Genomic DNA, 21,775 nt, shown 5'->3' on the forward strand with positions numbered 1-21,775 from the left:
GCGTCAACGACGCACTCAGCATGATATGCATGACCCGTTACGCCTGACGACCATAGCACGCGTGAACCACCTGATCCCATGCCGAACTCAGAAGTGAAACCGCTTAGCGCCGATGGTAGTGTGGGGTCTCCCCATGCGAGAGTAGGTCATCGTCAGGCACTTATACCGCAAAGAACCCAGCCAACCGGCTGGGTTTTTTGTTTGTCCATCGATCCCGTCGTTTTATGTCAGCCTTTTTATGTCAGAATGTGCACTCCAAGGAGGAGCGCTATGACACAAATGCAATGGGATCAATTACTTTCCCCTCGACGCCTTCACGATAAACGAACAGACAGCACCCGAGAAATTGGGCGCAGCCCCTTTCATAAAGATCATGATCGCATTGTTTTTTCCGGCTCTTTCCGACGCTTGGGCCGTAAAACCCAGGTTCATCCTCTGACGGAAAATGATCATATCCACACGCGTTTGACTCACTCCCTCGAAGTTGGCTGCGTTGGCCGTTCGCTGGGGATGATCGTCGGTGAACTACTGCGTGACCGTCTCCCCGACTGGATAACGCCTGCCGATCTTGGTGTCATCGTGCAAACCGCGTGCCTTGGGCACGACATTGGTAACCCGCCCTTTGGTCACGCCGGTGAGTACGCTATCCGCGACTGGTTCCGTCGCGCCCAAGGAAGCGGGCTTCTGGATGGTCTGTCCGAGGCCGAGCGTGAAGACCTGTTGACCTATGAAGGCAATGCACAAGGCTTTCGGGTGATTACCCAGATCGAGTACAACCAGTTCAACGGTGGCATGCGCCTATCGGCCGCCACCTTGGGCACACTGCTGAAGTATCCATGGACGGTGCGCTATGGCGGGCGAGCGGGTAAGTTTGGCTGCTATCAGTCCGAACAGGCGCTGTTAACCGAGGTAGCAGATGCGGTTGGGTTACTTCCTCAAGGGGAGCAGCGCTGGTGTCGCCACCCGTTGGCTTGGCTTGTCGAAGCGGCAGATGATATTTGCTACGCCTTGCTAGACCTGGAAGACGGTCTGGAGATGGGCATTTTGCGTTACGAGGAAGTGGTCGAGATTCTGCGCCAAATTGCCGGTGAGTTCCCGCCGGAGTATGCCGAGATGCAGCGTAAAAATGTCTCGCAACGCCGCCGTATTGCCTTGCTCAGGGGCGCTGCCATGGAGCGGGCTGTGAATGATGTAGGTGCGGTATTCGTGCAGCATGAGCAGGCGCTACTCAGCGGTACCCTCAGCGAAGATCTGTTAGAGCTGTGTCACCCGGATTTGGGCTGGGGGGTGCAGTCGGCCAAGCAGCTGGCTCGTGAGCGGATATTTCAAAATGAGCGTAAGGCAAAGCTGGAAATTGGTGCCTACACCACGCTGGGAATTTTGTTGGAAGCCTTTATCGGCGCGGCTCATGAGTTGCATCACACGGGCCACAGCTCTTTCAAACACCAGCGGGTACTGGCACTGATCGGTGAGAACACGCCACTGCCGTCATGGACGCTCTATGACAGCTACCGTCGCATGCTGGACTTCATTGGGGGGATGACCGACCACTATGCAGTCGATCTTGCTCAGGAGATGGGCGGGCGGCTGCGCGGCGATTGAGCCCGGCCCTCACACGGATGGCTGGCGAAGGTGTTTGAGTTCCATCAGCCGTGCCCGCTCTAGCAAAATATGGATAACCTTGTCATGAATGGCATCGCTCATTTGCCCAGGCGTGAGCTCCGTCAGCTGGCGTGCCAGCTGTTCTCCGCTAACGACCAGAATGTCCGGTGAGGCCTCGCTGGTGTCGATCTCCCAGCCCGGCAGCACCAGAACGCCTTTTACCGGTACGGGCACGCCGCAACGCCGTTCGAGCCACTGGCTGAGCCAGCTAACGCCCTGGCGCGTTTTATGTAGGGGTCGCCGCTCCTGCCAATGGGGGAAGCGCAGTCGCTCACGCTCGACTGCGACGCAGTTCAGCTCTTTGCCATCGCTGCCAATGGCCAGTGCCCTTGCGCGAGTTTCCACGACGAACACGCCATGGGGCGTGACCACGACATGGTCGATGGTAAAGCTATCCGTGGGAACGTCGTGAAAGACGTAATAGGGATGCGCCTCGGGACGTACTAAACGCTCCAGCTCTTGACCCACGGCAAGTTCGCAGGCAAGACCGAGCTTCAAGCGGCGAATGCGCTGATAGTCACGCACTAGCAGCAGTGAAAATGCCAGCACCAAGAGCGTGCTCAGCAGCCCATATAGCGCCCATTCGACCCAGTCCTGTTTATCGACGAAGAGCATCCGTCCCATACCATAGACGAGCGGTGCAAGGCTGACCAAGGGCCCCAATGTACCGTTAAGAAACAAGCTGGAAAAGGCTTGATCGAGCCTGTGACGCAGCGCTTGGCCCGGTTCGCGCAGCGGTGCATCGAAAGGGGAGTGAACGCGGGCATCGTGAAGGCTACGCAGGGCTAATACGATGCCGCCCATGGCTGCCATGGGAAACAAAAAGATCAGCGGTAGCAGGTATTCCAACCAAACCATTGTCGTGCCTTGCCCTTTCGCCAGGAGCTGAGAGTATGCGTTGGACGCGTCAACCGCCAGCCAATTTCACTTGATAACCCATTGAGGTTAAGGCATCGCGCAGAGTTTCGCGATGGTCACCCTGGATTTCTATGACGCCCTCTTTGACAGCTCCACCGGTACCGCAGCGCTGCTTGAGGGTTTTGGCGAGTACTTTGAGTTCTGCCTGAGTCAGAGGCACGCCGCGGATGGTCGTGACGCCCTTGCCTTTTCGGCCGCTGGTTTCACGGCGGATGCGCACGATACCGTCCAGTTCGGCCAGGCGCGCTTGTTCGCTGGTGTCTTCACAGCGACAGTCATCGATCGGGGCCCGGCAGTCGGGACACGTCTTGCCATGCTCAGTGGAGTAAACGAGGCCACCGAGCTGATCACGTAATGAGGCCATACTATTTCTCTGTTGAGTGATGGGGCATTGCCGCCTGCCATCGCTCGTGAGTCAGTTGTTCAACGACCGCAGGTAGCTGATACATGTTGCTAATCATAATAGCGCCTTCCGGCGTTGCCTCGGCATCGGGAAAGCGATTCAGATGAATGACGGTCATACCTGCCTGCAGGGCTGCCTGTACGCCAACGAGCGCATCATCAATGGCAATGCAGTCGTGTGCCGCAAAGCCCATGATACTGGCTGCGTGAAGATGTAAACAGGGCTCTGGCTTCCAACAGTTGGCGGTGTAGCCGCTAAACAGCCTGTGACCGAAATACGCGCTGAGGCCGGTGGCGTTCAACGCAGTGCGGATCTTGGTTTCAGGTCCGTTGGAGACGACGGCGCTGGGGTAATGTGCCAAGGCGTCGAGCGACTCCCGGGCGCCGGGTATGGTGGTGAGTTCGCGGGCAAGACGCTCAGCCAAGTTGGCGCGCATGGTTCGCTCCATGCGGTCCAAGCGTTCGCCATCGACTTCGCCATGACGCGTTTGCAGTTCTGCCACGATGCGTCGGAAGCGGGCACCTCGAAACTCCCCTAAATAATCGGAAGAGGCAAATGGCAGGCCCACCGTGTTGAGGCCACGAGCCATCTCTTCGGCCAACAAGGGTTCGCTATCGACGAGAGTGCCATCACAATCAAACAGCAGAAGTGGAAGCGGCATGAGAGTTCCTTGCAGCGTGACAAGCGCTACTCACGTTAGTTTAAGCCGACTAGGCCACTATTGAACGAGATTTTTCGAGCTTTGTGAACACTGTTTTATAATTTTTTACAGTGTGTCTGCTCAAGGGAAGCGCTGCCCGCTACGGATATGATGGCAACGCTTCAGTTTTCAGGCACTCCATGTGAATCGCTATGAGACCGGCTATAGTAGGTAGGCGACGCCGCAATAACCATAAAATGGAGATATATATGCGACTTACCCCTTGGTTCCTATCATTAGTGGTGGGCACTGTGCTCATGACCTCTGCGGGCAGCGTATTGGCAGAGCCGGAAACCGACGCCAGTAGCGAGCAGCACCAGGCGCTGGATGATGCGGCTCTGGAAGAGAAATACGGTATCAAGGCCGGTGCCGTTCAGCGTGATGAAGCCACCGAAACGGCGGCAACGGAAGAGTCGGAAGACACTGCTGACAACGGTAGTGAAGAGCGTGACAACACCGAGGGTGGTACCGGCGGTACCGGAAGCGCCGAGGATGCCATCGAGAACGGCGAGGATGAGCAGAGTAACGACGATAACGAGTGACCGCGCTTAGCGAGAAAGGCGTCGTGAGTTGGCGCTGCTGCGTCGATGGTAAGGTTGCATGGCTTTTTGGCTGGTAATCCACCAGGGCGCATAGCGCCCGCTCATGGCGTTGAGCAACGCTTTTTGCACCACAAGGCCAGCTTCCATGCTGGCCTCCATTTTTTCAGTCACCATGCGCTGATTTTCTCGCATCATGGAAGGGCTAAAAAAGGGCTGTGTTTGCCAAAGCTGTTGGCGTCTGGCGATGGTGGACAATGACGAGCTCCACAGCTCCATCCCCATCATGCTGGCTTTCCACAGGTCGAATAGGGCTGTCGTAGTGTAAAAAGAGGGTGGAGAGTGCTTCATGGTGAGACCTATCTGATGAGAAATGATGGCTGACTGTCTTTAGTCATAGTCTATTTTTGCTGCATTGCAATAAAAAAGGCGGCCTGCAGGCCGCCTTTATATAAAGGGTGTACCGTTTATTTGATTTTGGGTGCCAACTCGCCGCGCTCGTAGCGCTGGAACATTGCTTCCAGGCTGATCGGTTTGATTTTGCTTGCGTTGCCCGCCGTGCCAAACGCTTCGTAGCGGGCGATACAAAGATCGCGCATGGCGCTGACGGTCTCTTTCAAGAATTTGCGCGGATCGAATTCCGACGGATTCTCCGCCATGAAGCGACGCACGGCACCGGTGGAGGCTAAGCGCAGGTCGGTATCGATGTTGACCTTGCGAACGCCGTGCTTGATGCCTTCGACGATTTCCTCGACCGGGACGCCGTAAGTTTCTGGGATCTGGCCGCCGTAGCGGTTGATCACTTCCAGCCACTCTTGCGGAACGGAGGAGGAGCCATGCATGACCAGGTGGGTATCCGGAATGCGCGCATGGATCTCTTTGATACGCTGGATGGAGAGGGTGTCGCCGGTCGGCGGCTTGGTGAATTTGTAAGCGCCGTGGCTGGTACCAATGGCAATCGCCAGCGCGTCGACCTGAGTCGCCTTGACGAAGGCGGCGGCTTCTTCGGGGTCGGTCAGTAGCTGTTCCATGTCCAGCTTACCTTCGGCACCAATGCCGTCCTCTTCACCGGCCATGCCGGTTTCCAGGCTACCCAAGCAGCCCAGCTCGCCCTCGACCGATACGCCACAGGCGTGGGCCATCTCGACCGCGCGACGGGTAACATCGACGTTGTAGTCGTAATCCATCGGCGTCTTGCCATCTTCGCCTAGCGAACCGTCCATCATCACGGAGGAGAAGCCCAGCTGGATCGAGCGCTGGCAGACAGCGGGGCTGGTGCCGTGATCCTGGTGCATGACCACCGGGATGTGCGGAAACTCTTCCACCGCCGCCAGAATCAGGTGGCGCAGGAAAGGCGCACCTGCATATTTGCGTGCGCCAGCGGAAGCCTGCACGATCACCGGAGAGTCGGTGGCATCGGCGGCTTCCATGATCGCCCGCATCTGTTCGAGGTTGTTGACGTTGAATGCAGGGATGCCGTAGCCGTATTCGGCGGCGTGGTCGAGCATCTGGCGCATGCTAATTAAAGCCATGGGGTCACCTTGTCGGTTGTCGGTGTGAACGGGTGCAGTGAGCGTGTAGTGTTATCGTGTCGCTTCAGCCGCGCTTTGCTGCGGCTTCTAATGCGGCTACCGCCGGTAGCTGTTTGCCTTCGACGTACTCTAGGAACGCGCCGCCGCCGGTGGAGATATAGGAAACACGTTCGGCAATAGCGTACTTGTCGATAGCGGCCAGGGTGTCGCCACCGCCGGCAATCGAAAACGCGCTGCTCTCGGCAATGGCATGCGAGAGCACCTCGGTGCCTTTGCCAAATTGATCGATTTCGAAAACGCCCACGGGGCCGTTCCACAAGATCGTGCCGGCGTCTTTCAGCAGGCTGGCCAAGTGGGCGGCGGTGTCTGGGCCGATATCCAGAATCATCTCGTTATCGGCCACTTGGTCCACCGGCTTGACCACTGCATCGGCGGATTCCGAGAACTCCGTTGCCACGACGACGTCCGTGGGCAGCGGAATGGAGACTTTCTCCATCAGCGCTTTGGCTTGACCGATCAGGTCGGCTTCGTAGAGCGATTTGCCCACATTATAGCCCGCCGCTGCGATAAAGGTGTTGGCGATCCCGCCGCCGACGATGAGCTGGTCGCACTTGTCAGAGAGGGCGGTCAGCACGTCGAGCTTGGTGGAGACCTTGGAGCCGCCCACGATAGCCGCCATTGGGCGTGCTGGGGTTGCCAGTGCTTTCTCCAGCGCGTCCAGCTCTTGGGCCAGTAGCGGTCCTGCACAGGCGGTGGGTGCAAAGCGGGCGACGCCGTGGGTGGAGGCTTGCGCACGGTGGGCGGTGCCGAAGGCATCCATCACGAATATGTCGCAGAGCGCGGCGTACTGCTTGGCGAGAGATTCGTCGTCTTTCTTTTCACCGCTGTTGAAGCGTACGTTCTCGAGCAGTACGACATCGCCGTTGTCGAGCGTAGGGGCGGTGTCGAGGTAGTCGGTGATCAGTTTGACGGGGCTGCCCAGCAGCTCGCTCAGATGCTCGGCCACAGGGGCGAGCGAAAACTCATCGGCGGGTTCGCCTTCCGTGGGGCGGCCGAGATGGCTCATGAGCAGCACTTTGGCGCTGGCTCTGGCCGCTGCTTGAATGGTCGGCAGCGCGGCGCGAAGGCGGGCATCGCTGGAAACACGGCCGTTTTTGATTGGCACGTTCAGGTCTTCACGAATCAGCACACGCTGCCCTTCCAGGGGCAGGTCGGTCATTTTTTGCACGTTCATGTGAGCGGTTTCCTCGTGTTCAAGCGAATGTCAGTGCGCTAATGGGGGGACCCATTCTTAGCGAAACGTTGCCAAGCGCTGGCTGATGTCCAGCATGCGGTTGGCAAAGCCCCACTCGTTATCGAACCAGCACAGCAGTTTGATCAGGCGCATGCCGGCCACGCGGGTTTGGGTGGCGTCTAGGATGCCAGAGCGGGGATCATGATTGAAATCGATCGATGCCATGGGCGCTTCGGTATAGCCTAGCACGCCATGCAAGCGCTGCTGACTAGCGCGTTGCAGCAGCGCGTTGACTTGCGCGGCGCTGGTATCGCGTCGCACGGTCAGCGCGGCATCCATGGCCGAGACGTTGATGGTAGGCACCCGCACGTGCAGGCACTCGAAACGTCCAGTCAGGCTGGGCATCAGGCGACTGATGCCGACCGCCAAGCCGGTATCCACCGGTACGATCGACTGCATGGCGGAGCGCGTCAGGCGCAGATCGGTGCGATGGTACGCATCGATCACCGGCTGGTCGTTCATGGCCGAGTGAATCGTGGTGGTAACACCATGCTCCAAGCCGAGCGCTTCATCCAGTACGGTGAGCAGCGGCACCAAGCAATTAGTGGTGCAGGACGCCGCAGAGACGATGCGCTGCGTGGGAGCGAGCTCATGCTCGTTGATGCCCCATACGATGGTGGCATCCACATCGTTTTCCGCGGGCTGGGAGAACAGCAGCCGCTTGGCCCCTGCCGCCAAGTGCTGCTCAGCGGTAGCGCGGTCCTTGAAGCTGCCCGAGCACTCGAGCACTAGGTCGATCCCTAGTGCTTCCCAGGGCAGTGCGCGAGGGTCGCGTTCGCACAATACCTGGATGCGCTGGCCGTTGACGAACAGGGCGCTACCATCGTTGTCCACCTCCCCCGGGAAACGACCATGAGTCGTGTCGTAACGGGTGAGATAGGTGATGGTGGCAAGGTCGGACAGCTCGTTGATCGCGACGACTTCAAGCGCCGGGTGCTGGCGCTCCACCAAGGCTCTCAGCACGCATTGGCCAATGCGCCCATAACCATTGATGGCAATGCGATATTTAGCGGAAGCGTTCGCCATGATGCGATGCAGCTCTTGAACAAAGTGGCCCGATGATAACGCATTTCATCGGGGGTTGCTTATCCCGCCCCTAGCCCCACCAGTTGCCAAGCAAGCGGTAGCAGCAGAGCGGTAAAAATCCCGGTGAGGCTCATTCCGAGCGAGGCGAACGCTCCGGCGGTCGGACTGATATCGAACGCGCGCACGGTGCCGATGGCGTGACCATTGAGCCCCAGCGCAAAGCCGATGATACGTTCGTCATGAATGTGCAGTAGCCTCGCCAATAGACTCACGAAAGGAATGGTCAGCACCCCCGTCACCAGAAGCGCGCCCATGAGGAGTGCCACGCTGCCGCCAAGTTGTTCCGTGATGCCGATGGCGATGGGCGCCGTCACCGATTTGGCCGCGATCGAGGCCAAGATCTCCGGACCCGCGCCGAGAAGCCAAGCAATGCCAAGAGCGTAACAAGCGGCCAGAGTGGCAGCGATAGGCAGGCAAGCCGCCAACGGCTGCCACAGCGCACGAATGCGCGGTAGCTGTTGGTAAAGCGGCATGCCCAACGCCACGGTGGCTGGACCTAGCAGGACCGTCAGCCAGGTTGCGCCTTGCTGATAGGTGGCATACGACAAGCCCAACAAGGCCAGCGTCGCGGCCAGCAGCAGAGCAGCGATCAAAATCGCCGGGAGCCAGGAAGGTTTACCCAAGCGCGTGAAAAGGGCGCTGCCCACAAGGTATGCGGCCAAGGTAAGCCCAACGGCCAATAACGGCGTGGCGGTCAAAGTGGGCAGCAAGCTAGTCGGCATGGCGGTGCCCCATCAATCGCTTGAGCAGCCACAGTGTCGTGAGCACACTCAGCAGCGTCCCCAGCAGCAGGGCCGCCACGATGGCTAGCCACTGGCTGGCCAGTTCATCGAGAATGAAGAACACGCCTACCACGCCTGGCATGATCAGCATGGCCAAAAGTGCAATCAGCGGTTGGGCGGCGGCGGCAAGGCTAGCAGGTACTCTACCGATAACGGCAAGAGTGATGCACAGCAATAGCATGCCCACCACTCCAGAAGAAATAGGTAAACCGGAGAAGTGGATCACGACTTCTCCGATTAACCAGTAGCTAATTAGCCATAAAAGGCCGTTTAGCGCGGGCATCGTAATGCCCGCACCAGGCGCCGTTTGAGCGAGGAGTTAACCCAGCAGCTCATTGGCTTGTTTGACGATGTTCTCAACGGTAAAGCCGAAGTGCTTGAACAGCTCGCCCGCGGGTGCCGACTCACCGTAGGTGGTCATGCCAATCACGCGGCCGTCGAGGCCCACGTACTTGTACCAGTAGTCGGCGTGGCCCGCTTCGATGGCGATACGCTTGGTCACGGCTTTGGGCAACACGCTTTCACGGTAGTCGGCATCTTGGCCGTTGAAGCGGTAAGCGGACGGCATGGAGACCACGCGCACGGCTTTACCTTGCTGCTCCAGCTCGGCCGCGGCATCCATCGCCAAGGCGACTTCGGAGCCGGTCGCGATCAGGATGAGGTCCGGCGTGCCGTTGCACTCTTTGAGTACGTAAGCGCCGCGCTGAATGGACGCCAACTGCGCCTTGGTGCGCGCCTGATGCGGTAGGTTCTGACGTGAGAGCACCAGCGCCGTCGGGCCGGAGTGGCGCTTGATTGCGGCATCCCAGGCGGCAGCGGTTTCCACTGCGTCACAGGGGCGCCAGGTATTCAAATTCGGCGTAGTACGAAGGCTGGTGAGCTGCTCGATCGGTTGGTGGGTCGGGCCATCTTCACCCAGGCCGATGGAGTCGTGGGTAAATACGTAGATAGCCTGCTTGCCCATCAATGCCGCCATGCGCACGGCATTGCGCATGTACTCCATGAAAATCAAGAAGGTTGCGCCATAAGGCACGAAACCGCCGTGTAGAGCGATACCGTTCATCACTGCGCCCATGCCGAATTCACGCACGCCGTAGTGGAGATAGTTGCCGCTGGCATCGTCTGGAGTGATTGCTTTGGCGCCCTTCCAGAACGTCAGGTTGGAGGGCGCCAAGTCAGCGCTGCCACCGAGCAGTTCCGGCATTTGCGGGCCAATCACGTTCAGTGCTTCGAACGATGCTTTACGCGAGGCAATGCTGTCCCCTTTTTCTTGCGCCTGCTCGATCAATGCCGTCGAGGAGAGCTCGGCGGGCAGCTGTGCCTTCATGCGGCGCTCGAACTCTCGCGCCTCGGTCGGGAAGGCTTCCGCATAGCGAGCAAAGCGGGCGTCCCACTCTTGCTGACGCTGTTTGCCAGCGTCGCGAGCATCCCAGGCAGAGTAGATCGGCTCGGGGATATGGAACGGCGCGTGCTCCCAGCCCAGCTGTTGGCGCGCCAGGGCTACTTCGTCATCACCCAGCGGTGCGCCGTGGGCTTCTTCTTTGCCTTGCTTGTTGGGCGCCCCAAAACCAATGATGGTTTTACAGATGATCAGAGTCGGCTTGTCGTCGTGGCTCTTCGCCAGTTCGATGGCTGCTTTGATCTCGTCAGGCTTGTGGCCATCGACGTTGGGCACCACGTGCCAGCCATAGGACTCGAAGCGCTTGGCAGTATCGTCGGTGAACCAGCCGTCGACTTCGCCATCGATGGAGATGCCGTTGTCGTCGTATAGCGCAATGAGCTTGCCTAGCTGCTGAGTGCCCGCAAGAGACGCCGCTTCGTGGGAGATACCCTCCATCAAGCAGCCATCACCCAGGAAACACCAGGTGTGGTGGTCGACGATGGTGTGGCCGGGGCGATTGAACTGCGCGGCCAGCGTTTTCTCGGCAATGGCGAAACCGACCGCGTTGGCAAAGCCTTGGCCCAGCGGGCCAGTGGTGGTTTCGATGCCAGGAGCGTAGCCGAACTCCGGGTGGCCAGCGGTGGGCGAGTGCAGCTGGCGGAAGTTTTGCAGCTGTTCCAGGCTGAGTTCGTAGCCGCTCAAGTGCAGCAGCGAGTAGAGCAGCATGGAGCCGTGGCCATTCGACAGCACGAACCGGTCGCGATCGGCCCACTTGGGGTCTTCGGGGTTGTGCTTGAGGTAGTCATTCCACAGCACCTCGGCAATATCAGCCATACCCATGGGGGCGCCAGGGTGGCCGGATTTGGCCTTCTGAACGGCATCCATGGAAAGGGCGCGAATGGCATTGGCCAGCTCAAAACGGGACGGCATGGGGGTGCTCCTCGCCTGAAAACGGAAAGAATAAAGGCGCTATTGTCGCTGACTTCCCCGGCGGCGGCAAATTCTCAGGGGTACGTTGTGGGAAGAACCCCCAACAGCGTGTAGACTCTGCCTCCCGAAGTGGTGGTGAACGTCACGGTGCCGCTTCTTTATACGGGCAGGGAACCTCCTGCCATGATTTCCTGCTGATGCTGCGGTCATAACGAAGCAGCCGTCATACAGAGGGTCGAGTGCGCGATGAGCGAATATTCCCTGTTTACCTCCGAGTCCGTTTCCGAGGGCCATCCCGATAAGATTGCCGACCAGATTTCAGACGCGGTGCTAGATGCCATTATCGCCCGGGATAAACAGGCCCGTGTTGCCTGTGAAACGATGGTGAAAACCGGTGTAGCCATTATTGCCGGTGAGATCACCACGTCCGCGTGGGTGGATCTCGAGACGCTGGTGCGTGATGTGATTACCGATATTGGCTACACCTCGTCTCAAGTGGGCTTCGACGGTGCCACATGCGGCGTCATCAACCTGATTGGCAAGCAGAGTGTCGATATTGCGCAGGGTGTCGATCGTACCAAGCCGGAAGATCAAGGCGCGGGCGACCAGGGCCTGATGTTCGGCTACGCCACCAACGAAACCGACTCGTTCATGCCGGCCCCGATCCACTACTCGCACCGCTTGGTCGAGCGTCAGGCGGAGCTGCGTAAAAACGGCCTGCTGCCGTGGTTGCGCCCGGATGCCAAGAGCCAGGTGACGTTCCGCTACAATGCAGACGGGCAGCCTTGTGGCGTCGATGCGGTAGTGCTGTCGACTCAGCACGATCCGGAGATCGATCAAGAAGACCTGCGTAAGATGGTCAAGCGCGAGATCATCGAACAAGTGATTCCTGCGGAGTGGTTGGACGCCGATACCCAATATCACATCAACCCGACCGGCAAGTTCGTGATTGGTGGCCCGGTGGGCGACTGCGGCCTGACCGGCCGTAAGATCATCGTCGATACCTATGGTGGTATGGCGCGCCACGGTGGCGGCGCGTTCTCGGGCAAGGATCCGTCGAAAGTAGACCGTAGCGCCGCATACGCTGGCCGTTATGTGGCGAAAAACGTCGTGGCCGCGGGCCTGGCAGACAAGTGTGAGATTCAGGTCTCCTATGCCATTGGCGTGGCAGAGCCGACCTCTGTGTCCATCGACACCTTCGGTACCGGCAAAATCGACGACGCCAAGATCGTCGAGTTGGTGCGCGAGCATTTCGATCTGCGCCCCTACGCGATCACCACCATGCTCGACCTGCTGCATCCGATGTATCGCCTCACGTCTGCGTATGGCCACTTCGGCCGCGCGCCGTTCGAACACAGCTACACTTGGGTGGACGACAAAGGCGAAGAGCATAAAGAGACCTTCACTGCGTTTCCATGGGAAAAAACCGATAAAGCGGACGCGCTGCGTCAGGCCGCCGGTCTATAAGCTTTTCGCGAGCGCGACGAGCGCCACGGGTTAGCCAAAAGCGCCTCCTGGTTTATGCCAGGGGGCGCTTTTTTATGTATCGAAACACTGTGCGAGTGGCTAGATGCGCATTGCATCTCTATCTGTTTGCTATAAGTTAACTTTAATAAGGATTGAAAGATCTTCCGTTCCCCACGAGAGGATGCGTATGCCGGGTTGCCGAACGATCACAATGGCGGGTTTAGTGGCCGCTTGGTGTATGGGTGTCACCTTTTCTGCACAGGCGGATAGCTGCCCCGACTGGCCTGCTGAGCGGCTGGCGCTGGAAACCCAGGCGCTAGCCGAACACATCGAGGTCTGGGACCGCGCTTACCATGATGGCGGCGAATCGCTGATTGCTGATGAGCTGTACGATCAGGCGCTGGCACGCCTGGCAAGTTGGCAAGCCTGCCAGGGTGATACGACACCCCACCGGCCGCTTACCCGAGTGACCCGTAGCGATGGCACCCGCATGCATCCGGCCGTTCAAACCGGGCTCAATAAAGTCGACGACGAAGGCGTTCGACGCTTTACCAGCCGCCGTGACGATCTGTGGATTCAACCCAAGGTAGATGGTGTGGCGGTGACGCTGCGTTATCGGAATGGGGAGCTAGTAGAAGCCGTCAGTCGAGGAGACGGCGAGCGTGGGCAGGATTGGACGACGCGCGTTCAGCAGTTGCCCGGTGTGCCCGACTCGCTTCCTGACGCTGTCTCTGCAGTGCTGCAAGGCGAGCTCTATTGGCAGTTGGATAACCACGTACAGGCGCGCCAGCCGGATTCAGGCGCTCGTGGCGCCGTGGCCGGCGCCATGGCACAGCGCGAACCGAGCCAAGAGACGCTGAGTCGCATTGGTTTATTCGTGTGGGACTGGCCGGATGGCCCGACACAGATGACCGAACGGCTGGCGCAACTGACGGCGCTGGGGTTCGATACGGCCGACTACACCCATCCGATCAGCGGGCGAGAGGCGGCCGCCGAGTGGCGTGAGCGGTGGTTCAACGGCCCGCTGCCGTTTGCTACCGACGGCGTGGTGTTGAAGCAAGCAGAGCGCCCCGGCCTGCGGCGCTGGTCGTCATCACCCCCTGAGTGGGCGGTGGCCTGGAAGTATCCTGCCCAGCAGGTGCTGGCCCAGGTCCGCGGGGTCGAGTTCCGCGTGGGGCGCACCGGGCGCGTAACGCCGCTGTTGTGGCTCTATCCGGTTACCTTGGAAGGACGACGCATCAGCCGCGTGTCGTTGGGCTCGCTGGAACGCTGGGAAGCGTGGGACGTGCGCCCAGGCGACCAGGTGGCGGTGACGCTGGCAGGTCTGACGATTCCCCAGGTAGCCAGCGTGGTGTGGCACACGCGCGAAAGAGCCGCGCTTAGCGCTCCGCCGCCCGAGCGCTATCATCTATTGAGCTGTTTTACACTAACGTCAGAATGCAGCGCCCAGCTGCTGGCGCGATTAACCTACCTTGGCGAACAGCTGGGCATGCGAGGGGTCGGCGAAGGCACGTGGCAGGCGCTAATGGATGCCGGGGTGGTCACGGAATTACTGGGTTGGCTAGCGCTGACGCCAGAGCAACTGCAGCAGGCCCACGGTATTGGCGCGACCACCGCCGACTCGCTGGCGGCACAGTTCGATGCAGCGCGACAAGCGCCCTATGCGGCTTGGCTGTCGGCGCTGGGCATGCCGCCTGGGGGCGACGCACGACTGGGTGATTGGTACACCCTAGCGAGTTACTCTCGAGCGGATTGGCAAGCCGTTCCCAGCGTAGGCCCGGTACGCGGCGAAGCGCTCGTCGCCTTCTTCCACCATCCAGACGTAGCGCGCATGGCCCGCCAGCTACAGCAGGCTGGCGTCGACGGGTTCTAACCCAGGCCAGTGAGCCGCAGCATCAGGCCCAAATAGAGAGGGATCAGCAGCGGTGCCAGCAGTGTGGTGGTGAGCACTGCCAGCGCGCCTTTCTGTGGCTGAATGCCCAACTCCATGGCCACCACGACAACGTTCGAGGCCATGGGCACCACGCCCAGTAGCAGCAGCGCCATCGCCAGCTCCGGGGCGAGCGGCGTGAACTGCTGGAGTATCAGCACCGCCCCCAGCATCGCCAGCGGCCAGAGTACATAGCGCAGCCCCACGCAGGTGGCGACAAAGCGCGTATCCCACGCGGCGAGCGTGACTTGGCTCAACGTCATACCGATGATCATCATACCCAGCAGCGTATAAGTGGCTGGAAAGACCGCTAATGAACTCATCAGTGACGCCGGAAGGGTGGCGTTGAGCGCGTTTAATAGCAGTGCCGATAAAAAGGCATACACCAGCGGCAGGCGGGCAATTTTGGCGAGGCTCTGGCGCACCGAGAAGTGGCCGCGGGCACTTAAGTAAAACCCCACCGTAAACTCGTATAAATTGATGCCTAGCATACAAAACAGGTACAGCGTCACACCTTCGGGGGGCAGCAAGATCAGCGCCACCGGCAGGCCGAAGTAGCCGGTGTTGCCGGTGCCGGAGGAGAACGCCAGCAGCGCTCCCTCTTGGGGGCCAAAGCGGTGCTGTGTTGCCCAGCGTACGGCCAGCGCCATACTACTGACTAACAGGAACATCGCGAAGGTCAGCACCAAATACTCAGCGGTGGGGCCCCCGTTCATGAGTGCACGAAATATCGTGAGCGGTGCAATCAAGTAGACCAATAGGGTGGCGATGGGGCGCGGGTCTATTTGCAACCGTTGAGCGGCAATAAAGCCTAGTCCCACATACGCCAACAGCATGAGCAGCGGGCCCATTAAAGCACTGGGTGCTAAGTCCATTTCTCCTCCTTGATAGACGCGGTAGAGCTAACATGAGCCGAATTGAAGGTCGACCGTGAAATCTTTCATTAGCCGCTGCGCGGTGAAGCAGCGAGAATACCTCAAATAATGATCACGTTACCGTCCTGCGAGGATAAACCATGAGCAGCCAAGAGCATCCGCTAGGTATTAGCTTCGAATTCTTTCCGCCCAACACCGATGCTGGCCGGGAGAAGCTAATTCATGTACGCGATGAGTTGGCCGCACGTCATCCGCGTTTCTTCTCGGTGACCTACGGTGCAGGGGGCTCCACCCAGGCGCGCACGAGAGATATCGTCCGGACCGTCAGCCAAAGCGGCATTACCACGGCTCCGCATCTCTCCTGTATTGGCAGCGAGAAAGCCCAGCTTCGTGATTTGCTTGCCAAGTACCGCGAAGAAGGGGTCGATAGCCTCGTAGCGCTGCGCGGTGACATGCCTTCTGGTATGGGCAGTATCGGCGAGCTGCGCTACGCCAACGAGCTAGTGGAATTCATTCGTGAGGAGACGGGGGATCACTTCGATATCGCCGTCGCAGCCTATCCGGAATCTCATCCACAGGCGCCTAACCTCGACAAGGATGTGGAAAACTTCGCCCGTAAAATGAAGGCGGGCGCCAATATGGCGATCACCCAGTACTTCTTTACCGCCGATGCTTACTTCCACTTCGTCGATAAAGCGCGGGCGCTGGGCGTCGAGCAGCCGATCATTCCCGGCATCATGCCGATTACTAATTACACCAAGTTGGCGCGCTTCTCCGACGCTTGCGGTGCCGAAATCCCTCGCTGGATCCGTAAGCAGTTGGAAGCCTATGGCGATGACAGCGATGCGATTGCCGCCTTCGGCACCGATGTGGTGACGCGCCTGTGCGAACGCCTGCTTGACGGCGGTGCGCCAGGCCTACACTTCTACACGCTGAACCAAGCGGCACCGGTGCTTAAAGTGGTGGACAATCTGCGCTAGCGCGCCCGTATGCCTCCAAAGCCGGCCTGCATCGTTGGATGCAGGCCGGTTTTTTTTGGCTTGCTGACCGAGGGTAGGCGCTATGGGTCGATGGGCAGGCCCCGTATGATGGCGGCTCGTTCGGTACATTGAATAGGAGCACCACACGATGTGGCTGATCACGGTCATGTTTGCCTTCACTTACCTGGGTATGGCGGTCGGTCGGCTGCCGGGCGTTCAGGTCGACCGCTCATGGATGGCGCTCACGGCGGCGTGTGTCTTGCTGGTGTCCGGCACGGTCCGGTTGGAAGACATCGCCGAGCATATCGATATCGGCGCCCTGGTCCTGTTGATGGCGCTTATGCTGGTCTCGGCTCAGTTCGGTTTTTCAGGGGTGTACCACCGCCTATCCGAACGGATGGCGGGGCATGCCGAGCAACCGAGCAAGCTACTATTGGGGGTGGTGCTGTTAGGCGGCGTGCTATCGGCGTTGTTGGTCAATGATATCGTCGCCTTCGCGCTGACGCCGCTGCTATGCCAGGCGCTGCTGGCTCGAGGGCTGGACCCTCGGCCGTTCCTGCTGGCCCTGGCGATGTCCTGCAATGCAGGCTCGGCGGCGAGCCTAATTGGCAACCCGCAAAATATTCTGATTGGTCAGGCGGGCGACTTAGCGTTTTGGGATTACAGCCTGCAAGCCGCCGTCCCTGCGCTGGTCGCGCTGATGGCTACCTACAGCGTCATCTGGCTCGTCTGGCGGCGGTGCTGGTGGCTCAGTGGCCCCGCTTCGGCGCCATTGGCAACGGCGCCTATGACAGAAAGCCTTCGCTATAAGCCGCTGTTGGCTGCCGTTGCCTTGTTGGTACTGTTCTCGACGCCGCTCCCCCGCGAGTGGTCGGCGCTGGCCGTGGCCCTGGTGCTGATGATGTCGCGCCGGGTGGCCAGCCACCGTTATACCCAAGCCGTCGATTGGAACCTGCTACTGCTGTTCGTGGGCCTCTTCATCGTTACGGGGAGCGTGGCATCGCTGCCCGAGGCCAGCGCGGTGGTGAATCGTCTGTTAGGCGAAGACGGGCTGCCTAGCGGTGCGTGGAGTATGACGGGCATCGCGTTGATGGCCAGTAACGTGATTGGCAACGTGCCCTTTGTAGTGCTGCTGTTGGGGCTGTTTCCTGGGTTGCCGGAGTCCACCCTCGTCATGTTGGCGGTGATGTCGACCTTGGCGGGGAACCTGCTGCTGATCGGCAGCGTGGTGAACTTAATCGTGGCAGAGGGCGCGAAACGCCATGGGGTTCATCTAGGATTCGTGGCGTTTGCTAAAGTTGGCGTGCCGGTAACGTTGCTATCGATGCTGGCGGCGGCGCTTTGGTTCACGCTGCGCTGACCGGCATTGCGCAGCGAGGTACGCTACGCTGGAGACAAAACAGCCGGAACCCAAGGGTTCCGGCTGTTGCTCGAGGAGGAGTCGTTATTGCTTAGGTTGCGTTGGCAATCTTGCCTTTGCCACCGTGCTGCTTGCGCTGCATGACAAATAGCACTGTACCAATGGCGAGGCCTGCAATATCGGTATAGATACCGCCGTAGATCAAGAAAAGTGCGCCCACCAGCATGACCACACGCTGGATGACGTTCACCGGGCCGAAGAACCACTTCTGCACCATGCCTGAGAGCAGCACGATACCCAGCGTAGCGGTGAGGCCAACGCGCAGGATTTGCATGGCAGAGCCTTCCATCAGCATCGCCGGGCTGTAGAAGAACATGAACGGCACGATAAATGCGGCCAAGCCAATCTTGAACGACGCCACCGACGTGCCCATGGGGTTGTCCCCAGAGATACCCGCCGCCGCGTAAGAGGCCAGCGCCACCGGCGGCGTTATGGCCGAGACCACGGCGAAGTAGAACACGAAGAAGTGAGCAATCAGCGGCTCGATGCCGATGTTGATCAACCCCGGTGCCACGACCGAGGCCGCCACCGCGTAAGCCGCCGTGGTCGGCATGCCCATGCCTAGCAGAATGCTGATCAGCATGGCGAAGAACAGCGCCAGCAGCTGGCTAACGCCCGCCAAGCCCAGCAGCAGAGAAGAGAAGCGCGCACCCACACCGGTCAGCGAGATGACGCCAACGATCAAACCCGCGCAGGCACACACGGCAATGATCTGAATCGACATGGTGCCCGCTAGCTGCAGCGCTCTCAAAATGGCGCGCAGGCCCATCTTGTTGGGCGAAATCCAGCTCACCACGGCCGCAGAGGCGGTGGCCAGCGTACCTGCACGAATCACCGAGTAGCCCATGAATAGCGCTACGATCAAAATGATGATCGGCGCGAACAGATAGACCTGTTTTACCAGCTTGGAGAACAGCGGAATCTCGTCTTTGCGCATGCCGCGCATGCCTTTACGGGCGGCTTCGAAATCCACCATGAAGTAGATCGAGGCAAAGTAGAGAATGGCCGGGATGACAGCGGCAATGGCGATTTCGGTATAAGGGATACCGGTCACTTCCGCCATGATGAACGCACCTGCACCCATGATGGGCGGCATGATCTGACCACCGGTAGACGCGGCGGCCTCGATGGCCCCTGCACTACGTGCGGGGTAGCCCACTTTTTTCATGAGCGGAATGGTTAGAGAACCCGTGGAGACCACGTTACCGGCCGACGTGCCGTTGATCATGCCCATCAAGCCAGAGGCAAAGATGGCGACTTTCGCCGGGCCGCCGCGGGCACGGCCTGCCGCGGCAAAGGCGAAGTTGACGAAGTAATCACCTACTTTGGAGGCCTGTAGGAAGGCGGCAAAAATGATGAAGAGAATGATATAGGTAGAAGAGACAGCCGTGGTCGGGCCGAGAATGCCCGCATCGGTGTAGACCTGGCTAAAGAAACGCTGAATCGACAGCCCCGGGTAGCCTAGGAAACCCGGCAGATAAGGGCCAGCAAACACGTAGGTCAGGAAGACGGCGGAAATGACGACCAGCGCCAAGCCAGCGACGCGGCGGGTCAGTTCGAGAATCAGTAGCGAACCTGCAATGGCCGCCCACGAAATGCCGGGAGGCGCAAACGAGGTGCCGGTAGACATCCGCATGGTGGTGTTGAACGCCATCAGCAGGTAGCCTGCGCTGGCCAGTGCACACACCATGAGCACGAGATCAGCGGCGTTGAAGCGGTGGCGCTCCTGACGATAGAACCAGGAGAGTACGATCGCGACGGCGGTAGTCGCCATCAGCGGGTAGCCAAAGTGCAGCGTCTCGATGGTCGGGTCGATGCGCATGGCACCGCCGTTAATGGTCTGCTGCATCAAAAAGACCTGCACCAGAGCGTAAACCGCAGGCACCAGCAGCGCGTAGCTCACCCATTTCAACCAAGCAGGTGACGCTTGCTGCGCATCTTCGGCAAAGCGGGCGCCGGCAAACAGGCCGTAACCCAAAATCAACGCACCGGCGATGTGAACGATGCGAAACGACCAGGTCTCCATGGGATACACGTTGAGTGAAAACAGGTGGAAACCCGAGTAGGCAATCGCCAGTGCTGCAAATAGTAGAAACTGCCAGCCGACGAATAGGCGGCGGTTGGGCTCAACGACTTCCTCATCGACGCCATCGGCAATCGATTCGGGTGTTGATGAACCAGCTAGGGCGTCATCCTTGAGGCCGTTGGGGTCTTGGTCGGTATTGTGACTCATCAGAGGTCACCCTCACAGCAAAAGCAGAGAAAGGGGCAGTAGCGAACGCTGCCCCGCCCGACAGGGTCGGTGACGGGGCAGCGCGATGGTGCGGCGTACTTACTTGATCATATCGTCAGAGATGTCGTAACCGTTCTCTTCGTACCAACGTGCTGCACCCGGGTGGAAGGGCAGTACGTTGTTATGAACGATGTTCTCCGGGATGCTGGTTTCAGCGCTGCGGTGAACGTCACGCATCCGATCGTTGTTTTCCATGGTCGCCTTGGTGACTTCGTAGATGAAGTCTTCCGGCAGGTCACAACCGGCAATGGCGAAGTTCCACATGGAGACAGCGCGCGCATCTTCTTCCAGTGTGGTGTAGGTGCTTGCCGGAATGGTGAATTCAGCAACCGGATAGTTTTCCAGCACGGTGGCCAGCTCTTCTTCGGTAAATTCGATGATGTTCACGTCGGTTTGTACTTCTAACTGGCTAACCGCCGGAATCGGGATACCTGCAGCAAACGCGACGACGTCCAGCAAGCCATCCTGAAGCTGACCGCCCAGATCCGACCAGCCGCCGTTACGGCGCTCGAAGTTGACGCCCAGTGTTTCCAGCATGGCTGGGAAGTAGGTGTCAGACGTCGATGCCGCCGGGCCGAAGCCGATGCGCGCACCGTCAGGAATCTCAGAGATGGAAGTTATGCCAGAGCTCGAGAGCGCTGCGATGGAGAACGGAGTCTCGTACATCGGGAACAGCGCGCACACGTTGTCCATTACTAGGCCTGGGGCCAGCGGGCTTTCGCCTTTCATGGCATCGGAAGCCGGTCCCATGGTGGTTAGGCCGAACGCCATATCGCCGCTATGTACTAGCGCCAGGTTTTGGGTAGGGCCACCAGTCACTTCGCCGCCGCCTGAAACACCGAGCTCATCGGCGATGAAGTTTGCCCAGCCAGAGCCGTAAACGAAGTAGGTGCCGCCTTGACTGGCCGTACCCACCGTGAAGTTGGTTGGCCACTCGGAGCGGTCCGCGTGGGCAGTACCGGCGGCGAGTAGCGCGCCACCAGCGAGCAGGGCAATCGTTTTGGGCATCGTATTGCGCATGGCGAGTTTTCCTAAGCTGTTATTGGGATTATCGTCTGGCGCGTGTGGGACACCGCCAGTGCTTCATCATTAAGCAGCTTATACAGAGCGATACTCGTGCCATGTATGTATTTTTATTTTTAAATCAATAGATTGAGAAAATGGTCTTCAACTTTGGTTGAAATGCAAAACGCGGTAAGTGTCTGGCTTTTCGCACGGGGTAAGCGGGGTGATGTGCGGAATTCCGCACACCTTGAGTGGGCAGCGCCTTAGTCGCTACCCGGGGTTGCTCGATGGGTCGGTGAGGGCGTTACTTCTTTTTGCCAGGATCCAGAATACGCACAGGCTGTACGTCCTGGACTTTTTGCTCATCGCGCACTTGATTCACACGAGTGGTGAGTTCAGGGGCTGCGTCGTCCTCAATGGGCAACTGTTCGAAAAAATCGCAGCTGACGCACTCCCGGTAGCGAATACCGTTTTGCTCCCAAGCGCGAATACGGTCCATGGCGGCGCAGCGTGGGCAAGTCACCCCCGCGATAAAACGTTTAACACTCGACATCGGTTTGGCTCCCAAGGTGCGACGG

At 59.3% G+C, this 21,775-nt stretch carries 20 protein-coding genes and 1 rRNA gene; 7 read left to right on the forward strand and 14 right to left on the reverse strand.

Translation table 11 applies throughout. The features are described 5' to 3' along the window. The first annotated feature begins 42 nt into the window (after positions 1-42). Both rrf and GYM47_RS00245 read left to right on the forward strand, forming a co-directional pair. Positions 43-158, forward strand: a 5S ribosomal RNA gene (gene rrf, locus GYM47_RS00240). A gap of 112 nt (positions 159-270) precedes the next feature. Further along, positions 271-1,602, forward strand: coding sequence for a deoxyguanosinetriphosphate triphosphohydrolase (locus GYM47_RS00245; protein ID WP_139528578.1), 1,332 nt, complete (start codon positions 271-273; stop codon positions 1,600-1,602). 9 nt (positions 1,603-1,611) lie between these two features. On the opposite strand, the gene GYM47_RS00250 is transcribed toward GYM47_RS00245, so the two are convergent. Genes GYM47_RS00250 through GYM47_RS00260 form a run of 3 tightly spaced genes read right to left on the reverse strand, consistent with a single transcriptional unit; the run spans position 1,612 to position 3,644 of the window. Beyond that, on the reverse strand, positions 1,612-2,520 hold the full coding sequence (locus tag GYM47_RS00250; protein WP_139528577.1) for a nuclease-related domain-containing protein: 909 nt from the start codon (positions 2,518-2,520) through the stop codon (positions 1,612-1,614). Positions 2,521-2,569: 49 nt separating this feature from the next. Next, positions 2,570-2,944 carry a translation initiation factor Sui1 gene (locus tag GYM47_RS00255; protein WP_139528576.1) on the reverse strand — a complete coding sequence of 125 codons (375 nt, stop codon included), beginning with the start codon at positions 2,942-2,944 and terminating at the stop codon, positions 2,570-2,572. A gap of 1 nt (position 2,945) precedes the next feature. Continuing rightward, the gene (locus GYM47_RS00260) at positions 2,946-3,644 is read right to left on the reverse strand and encodes an HAD family hydrolase (protein ID WP_139528575.1); all 699 of its coding nucleotides are present in this window, start codon (positions 3,642-3,644) and stop codon (positions 2,946-2,948) included. A 248-nt stretch (positions 3,645-3,892) separates the two neighbouring features. On the opposite strand from GYM47_RS00260, the gene GYM47_RS00265 reads away from it, so the two are divergent. Then, the gene (locus tag GYM47_RS00265) at positions 3,893-4,225 is read left to right on the forward strand and encodes a hypothetical protein (RefSeq protein ID WP_139528574.1); all 333 of its coding nucleotides are present in this window, start codon (positions 3,893-3,895) and stop codon (positions 4,223-4,225) included. A 6-nt stretch (positions 4,226-4,231) separates the two neighbouring features. On the opposite strand, the gene GYM47_RS00270 is transcribed toward GYM47_RS00265, so the two are convergent. From GYM47_RS00270 to tkt, 7 genes are all read right to left on the reverse strand, one after another. Next, complete coding sequence (locus tag GYM47_RS00270) at positions 4,232-4,573, reverse strand: hypothetical protein (protein WP_139528573.1); 342 nt, start codon at positions 4,571-4,573, stop codon at positions 4,232-4,234. 116 nt (positions 4,574-4,689) lie between these two features. Next, a complete protein-coding gene (gene fba / locus GYM47_RS00275) occupies positions 4,690-5,754 on the reverse strand; it encodes a class II fructose-bisphosphate aldolase (RefSeq protein WP_139528572.1) in 1,065 nt (354 codons plus the stop codon). 64 nt (positions 5,755-5,818) lie between these two features. Next, positions 5,819-6,988 carry a phosphoglycerate kinase gene (locus tag GYM47_RS00280; RefSeq protein ID WP_153844104.1) on the reverse strand — a complete coding sequence of 390 codons (1,170 nt, stop codon included), beginning with the start codon at positions 6,986-6,988 and terminating at the stop codon, positions 5,819-5,821. A 57-nt stretch (positions 6,989-7,045) separates the two neighbouring features. After that, positions 7,046-8,074 carry a type I glyceraldehyde-3-phosphate dehydrogenase gene (locus GYM47_RS00285; RefSeq protein ID WP_153844103.1) on the reverse strand — a complete coding sequence of 343 codons (1,029 nt, stop codon included), beginning with the start codon at positions 8,072-8,074 and terminating at the stop codon, positions 7,046-7,048. Positions 8,075-8,133: 59 nt separating this feature from the next. Next, positions 8,134-8,856, reverse strand: a complete 723-nt coding sequence (locus GYM47_RS00290; RefSeq protein WP_139528569.1) for an LrgB family protein — start codon at positions 8,854-8,856, stop codon at positions 8,134-8,136. Further along, positions 8,846-9,199, reverse strand: a complete 354-nt coding sequence (locus GYM47_RS00295; RefSeq protein WP_139528568.1) for a CidA/LrgA family protein — start codon at positions 9,197-9,199, stop codon at positions 8,846-8,848. Before GYM47_RS00295 ends, GYM47_RS00290 begins: the two co-directional genes overlap by 11 nt. Before the next feature lie 36 nt (positions 9,200-9,235). Continuing rightward, entirely contained in the window at positions 9,236-11,227 is a 1,992-nt protein-coding gene (gene tkt / locus GYM47_RS00300) for a transketolase (protein ID WP_153844102.1), read from the reverse strand. Between the two features lie 246 nt (positions 11,228-11,473). Between tkt and metK the strand changes: the two genes are divergently transcribed. Both metK and ligB read left to right on the forward strand, forming a co-directional pair. Further along, positions 11,474-12,694, forward strand: coding sequence for a methionine adenosyltransferase (gene metK / locus GYM47_RS00305; RefSeq protein WP_139528566.1), 1,221 nt, complete (start codon positions 11,474-11,476; stop codon positions 12,692-12,694). A 211-nt stretch (positions 12,695-12,905) separates the two neighbouring features. After that, positions 12,906-14,567, forward strand: a complete 1,662-nt coding sequence (ligB, locus tag GYM47_RS00310; protein ID WP_231125672.1) for an NAD-dependent DNA ligase LigB — start codon at positions 12,906-12,908, stop codon at positions 14,565-14,567. Here the strand turns inward: ligB and GYM47_RS00315 are convergent. Next, entirely contained in the window at positions 14,564-15,499 is a 936-nt protein-coding gene (locus GYM47_RS00315; protein WP_153844101.1) for an AEC family transporter, read from the reverse strand. The two genes, ligB and GYM47_RS00315, sit on opposite strands and share 4 nt — an antisense overlap. 140 nt (positions 15,500-15,639) lie before the next feature. Between GYM47_RS00315 and metF the strand changes: the two genes are divergently transcribed. Together metF and GYM47_RS00325 are read left to right on the forward strand one after the other, a co-directional pair. Further along, positions 15,640-16,479 (forward strand): methylenetetrahydrofolate reductase [NAD(P)H], encoded by an 840-nt coding sequence (gene metF / locus GYM47_RS00320; protein ID WP_153844100.1) that lies wholly within the window; start codon positions 15,640-15,642, stop codon positions 16,477-16,479. Between the two features lie 148 nt (positions 16,480-16,627). Continuing rightward, a complete protein-coding gene (locus GYM47_RS00325) occupies positions 16,628-17,839 on the forward strand; it encodes an SLC13 family permease (protein ID WP_153844099.1) in 1,212 nt (403 codons plus the stop codon). Positions 17,840-17,930: 91 nt separating this feature from the next. Here GYM47_RS00325 and GYM47_RS00330 read toward each other — a convergent pair whose 3' ends face one another. The 3 genes from GYM47_RS00330 to GYM47_RS00340 all read right to left on the reverse strand — a co-directional run bounded on the left by GYM47_RS00330 (position 17,931) and on the right by GYM47_RS00340 (position 21,750). Then, positions 17,931-20,132 (reverse strand): TRAP transporter permease, encoded by a 2,202-nt coding sequence (locus GYM47_RS00330; protein WP_139528561.1) that lies wholly within the window; start codon positions 20,130-20,132, stop codon positions 17,931-17,933. A gap of 99 nt (positions 20,133-20,231) precedes the next feature. Beyond that, entirely contained in the window at positions 20,232-21,212 is a 981-nt protein-coding gene (locus GYM47_RS00335; RefSeq protein ID WP_139528560.1) for a TAXI family TRAP transporter solute-binding subunit, read from the reverse strand. Positions 21,213-21,501: 289 nt separating this feature from the next. Further along, entirely contained in the window at positions 21,502-21,750 is a 249-nt protein-coding gene (locus tag GYM47_RS00340) for a YheV family putative zinc ribbon protein (RefSeq protein ID WP_139528559.1), read from the reverse strand. Positions 21,751-21,775: the final 25 nt, after the last annotated feature.

The organism is Vreelandella piezotolerans (genome assembly GCF_012427705.1).
In the GTDB taxonomy this organism is placed as follows: Bacteria; Pseudomonadota; Gammaproteobacteria; order Pseudomonadales; family Halomonadaceae; genus Vreelandella; species Vreelandella piezotolerans.

Coding starts and splice junctions, on each gene's coding strand:
- GYM47_RS00245 (WP_139528578.1), top strand. CDS start 271: ATGACACAAATGCAATGGGATCAATTACTTTCCCCTCGACGCCTTCAC.
- GYM47_RS00250 (WP_139528577.1), bottom strand. CDS start 2,520: ATGGTTTGGTTGGAATACCTGCTACCGCTGATCTTTTTGTTTCCCATG.
- GYM47_RS00255 (WP_139528576.1), bottom strand. CDS start 2,944: ATGGCCTCATTACGTGATCAGCTCGGTGGCCTCGTTTACTCCACTGAG.
- GYM47_RS00260 (WP_139528575.1), bottom strand. CDS start 3,644: ATGCCGCTTCCACTTCTGCTGTTTGATTGTGATGGCACTCTCGTCGAT.
- GYM47_RS00265 (WP_139528574.1), top strand. CDS start 3,893: ATGCGACTTACCCCTTGGTTCCTATCATTAGTGGTGGGCACTGTGCTC.
- GYM47_RS00270 (WP_139528573.1), bottom strand. CDS start 4,573: ATGAAGCACTCTCCACCCTCTTTTTACACTACGACAGCCCTATTCGAC.
- fba (WP_139528572.1), bottom strand. CDS start 5,754: ATGGCTTTAATTAGCATGCGCCAGATGCTCGACCACGCCGCCGAATAC.
- GYM47_RS00280 (WP_153844104.1), bottom strand. CDS start 6,988: ATGAACGTGCAAAAAATGACCGACCTGCCCCTGGAAGGGCAGCGTGTG.
- GYM47_RS00285 (WP_153844103.1), bottom strand. CDS start 8,074: ATGGCGAACGCTTCCGCTAAATATCGCATTGCCATCAATGGTTATGGG.
- GYM47_RS00290 (WP_139528569.1), bottom strand. CDS start 8,856: ATGCCGACTAGCTTGCTGCCCACTTTGACCGCCACGCCGTTATTGGCC.
- GYM47_RS00295 (WP_139528568.1), bottom strand. CDS start 9,199: ATGCCCGCGCTAAACGGCCTTTTATGGCTAATTAGCTACTGGTTAATC.
- tkt (WP_153844102.1), bottom strand. CDS start 11,227: ATGCCGTCCCGTTTTGAGCTGGCCAATGCCATTCGCGCCCTTTCCATG.
- metK (WP_139528566.1), top strand. CDS start 11,474: ATGAGCGAATATTCCCTGTTTACCTCCGAGTCCGTTTCCGAGGGCCAT.
- ligB (WP_231125672.1), top strand. CDS start 12,906: ATGGCGGGTTTAGTGGCCGCTTGGTGTATGGGTGTCACCTTTTCTGCA.
- GYM47_RS00315 (WP_153844101.1), bottom strand. CDS start 15,499: ATGGACTTAGCACCCAGTGCTTTAATGGGCCCGCTGCTCATGCTGTTG.
- metF (WP_153844100.1), top strand. CDS start 15,640: ATGAGCAGCCAAGAGCATCCGCTAGGTATTAGCTTCGAATTCTTTCCG.
- GYM47_RS00325 (WP_153844099.1), top strand. CDS start 16,628: ATGTGGCTGATCACGGTCATGTTTGCCTTCACTTACCTGGGTATGGCG.
- GYM47_RS00330 (WP_139528561.1), bottom strand. CDS start 20,132: ATGAGTCACAATACCGACCAAGACCCCAACGGCCTCAAGGATGACGCC.
- GYM47_RS00335 (WP_139528560.1), bottom strand. CDS start 21,212: ATGCGCAATACGATGCCCAAAACGATTGCCCTGCTCGCTGGTGGCGCG.
- GYM47_RS00340 (WP_139528559.1), bottom strand. CDS start 21,750: ATGTCGAGTGTTAAACGTTTTATCGCGGGGGTGACTTGCCCACGCTGC.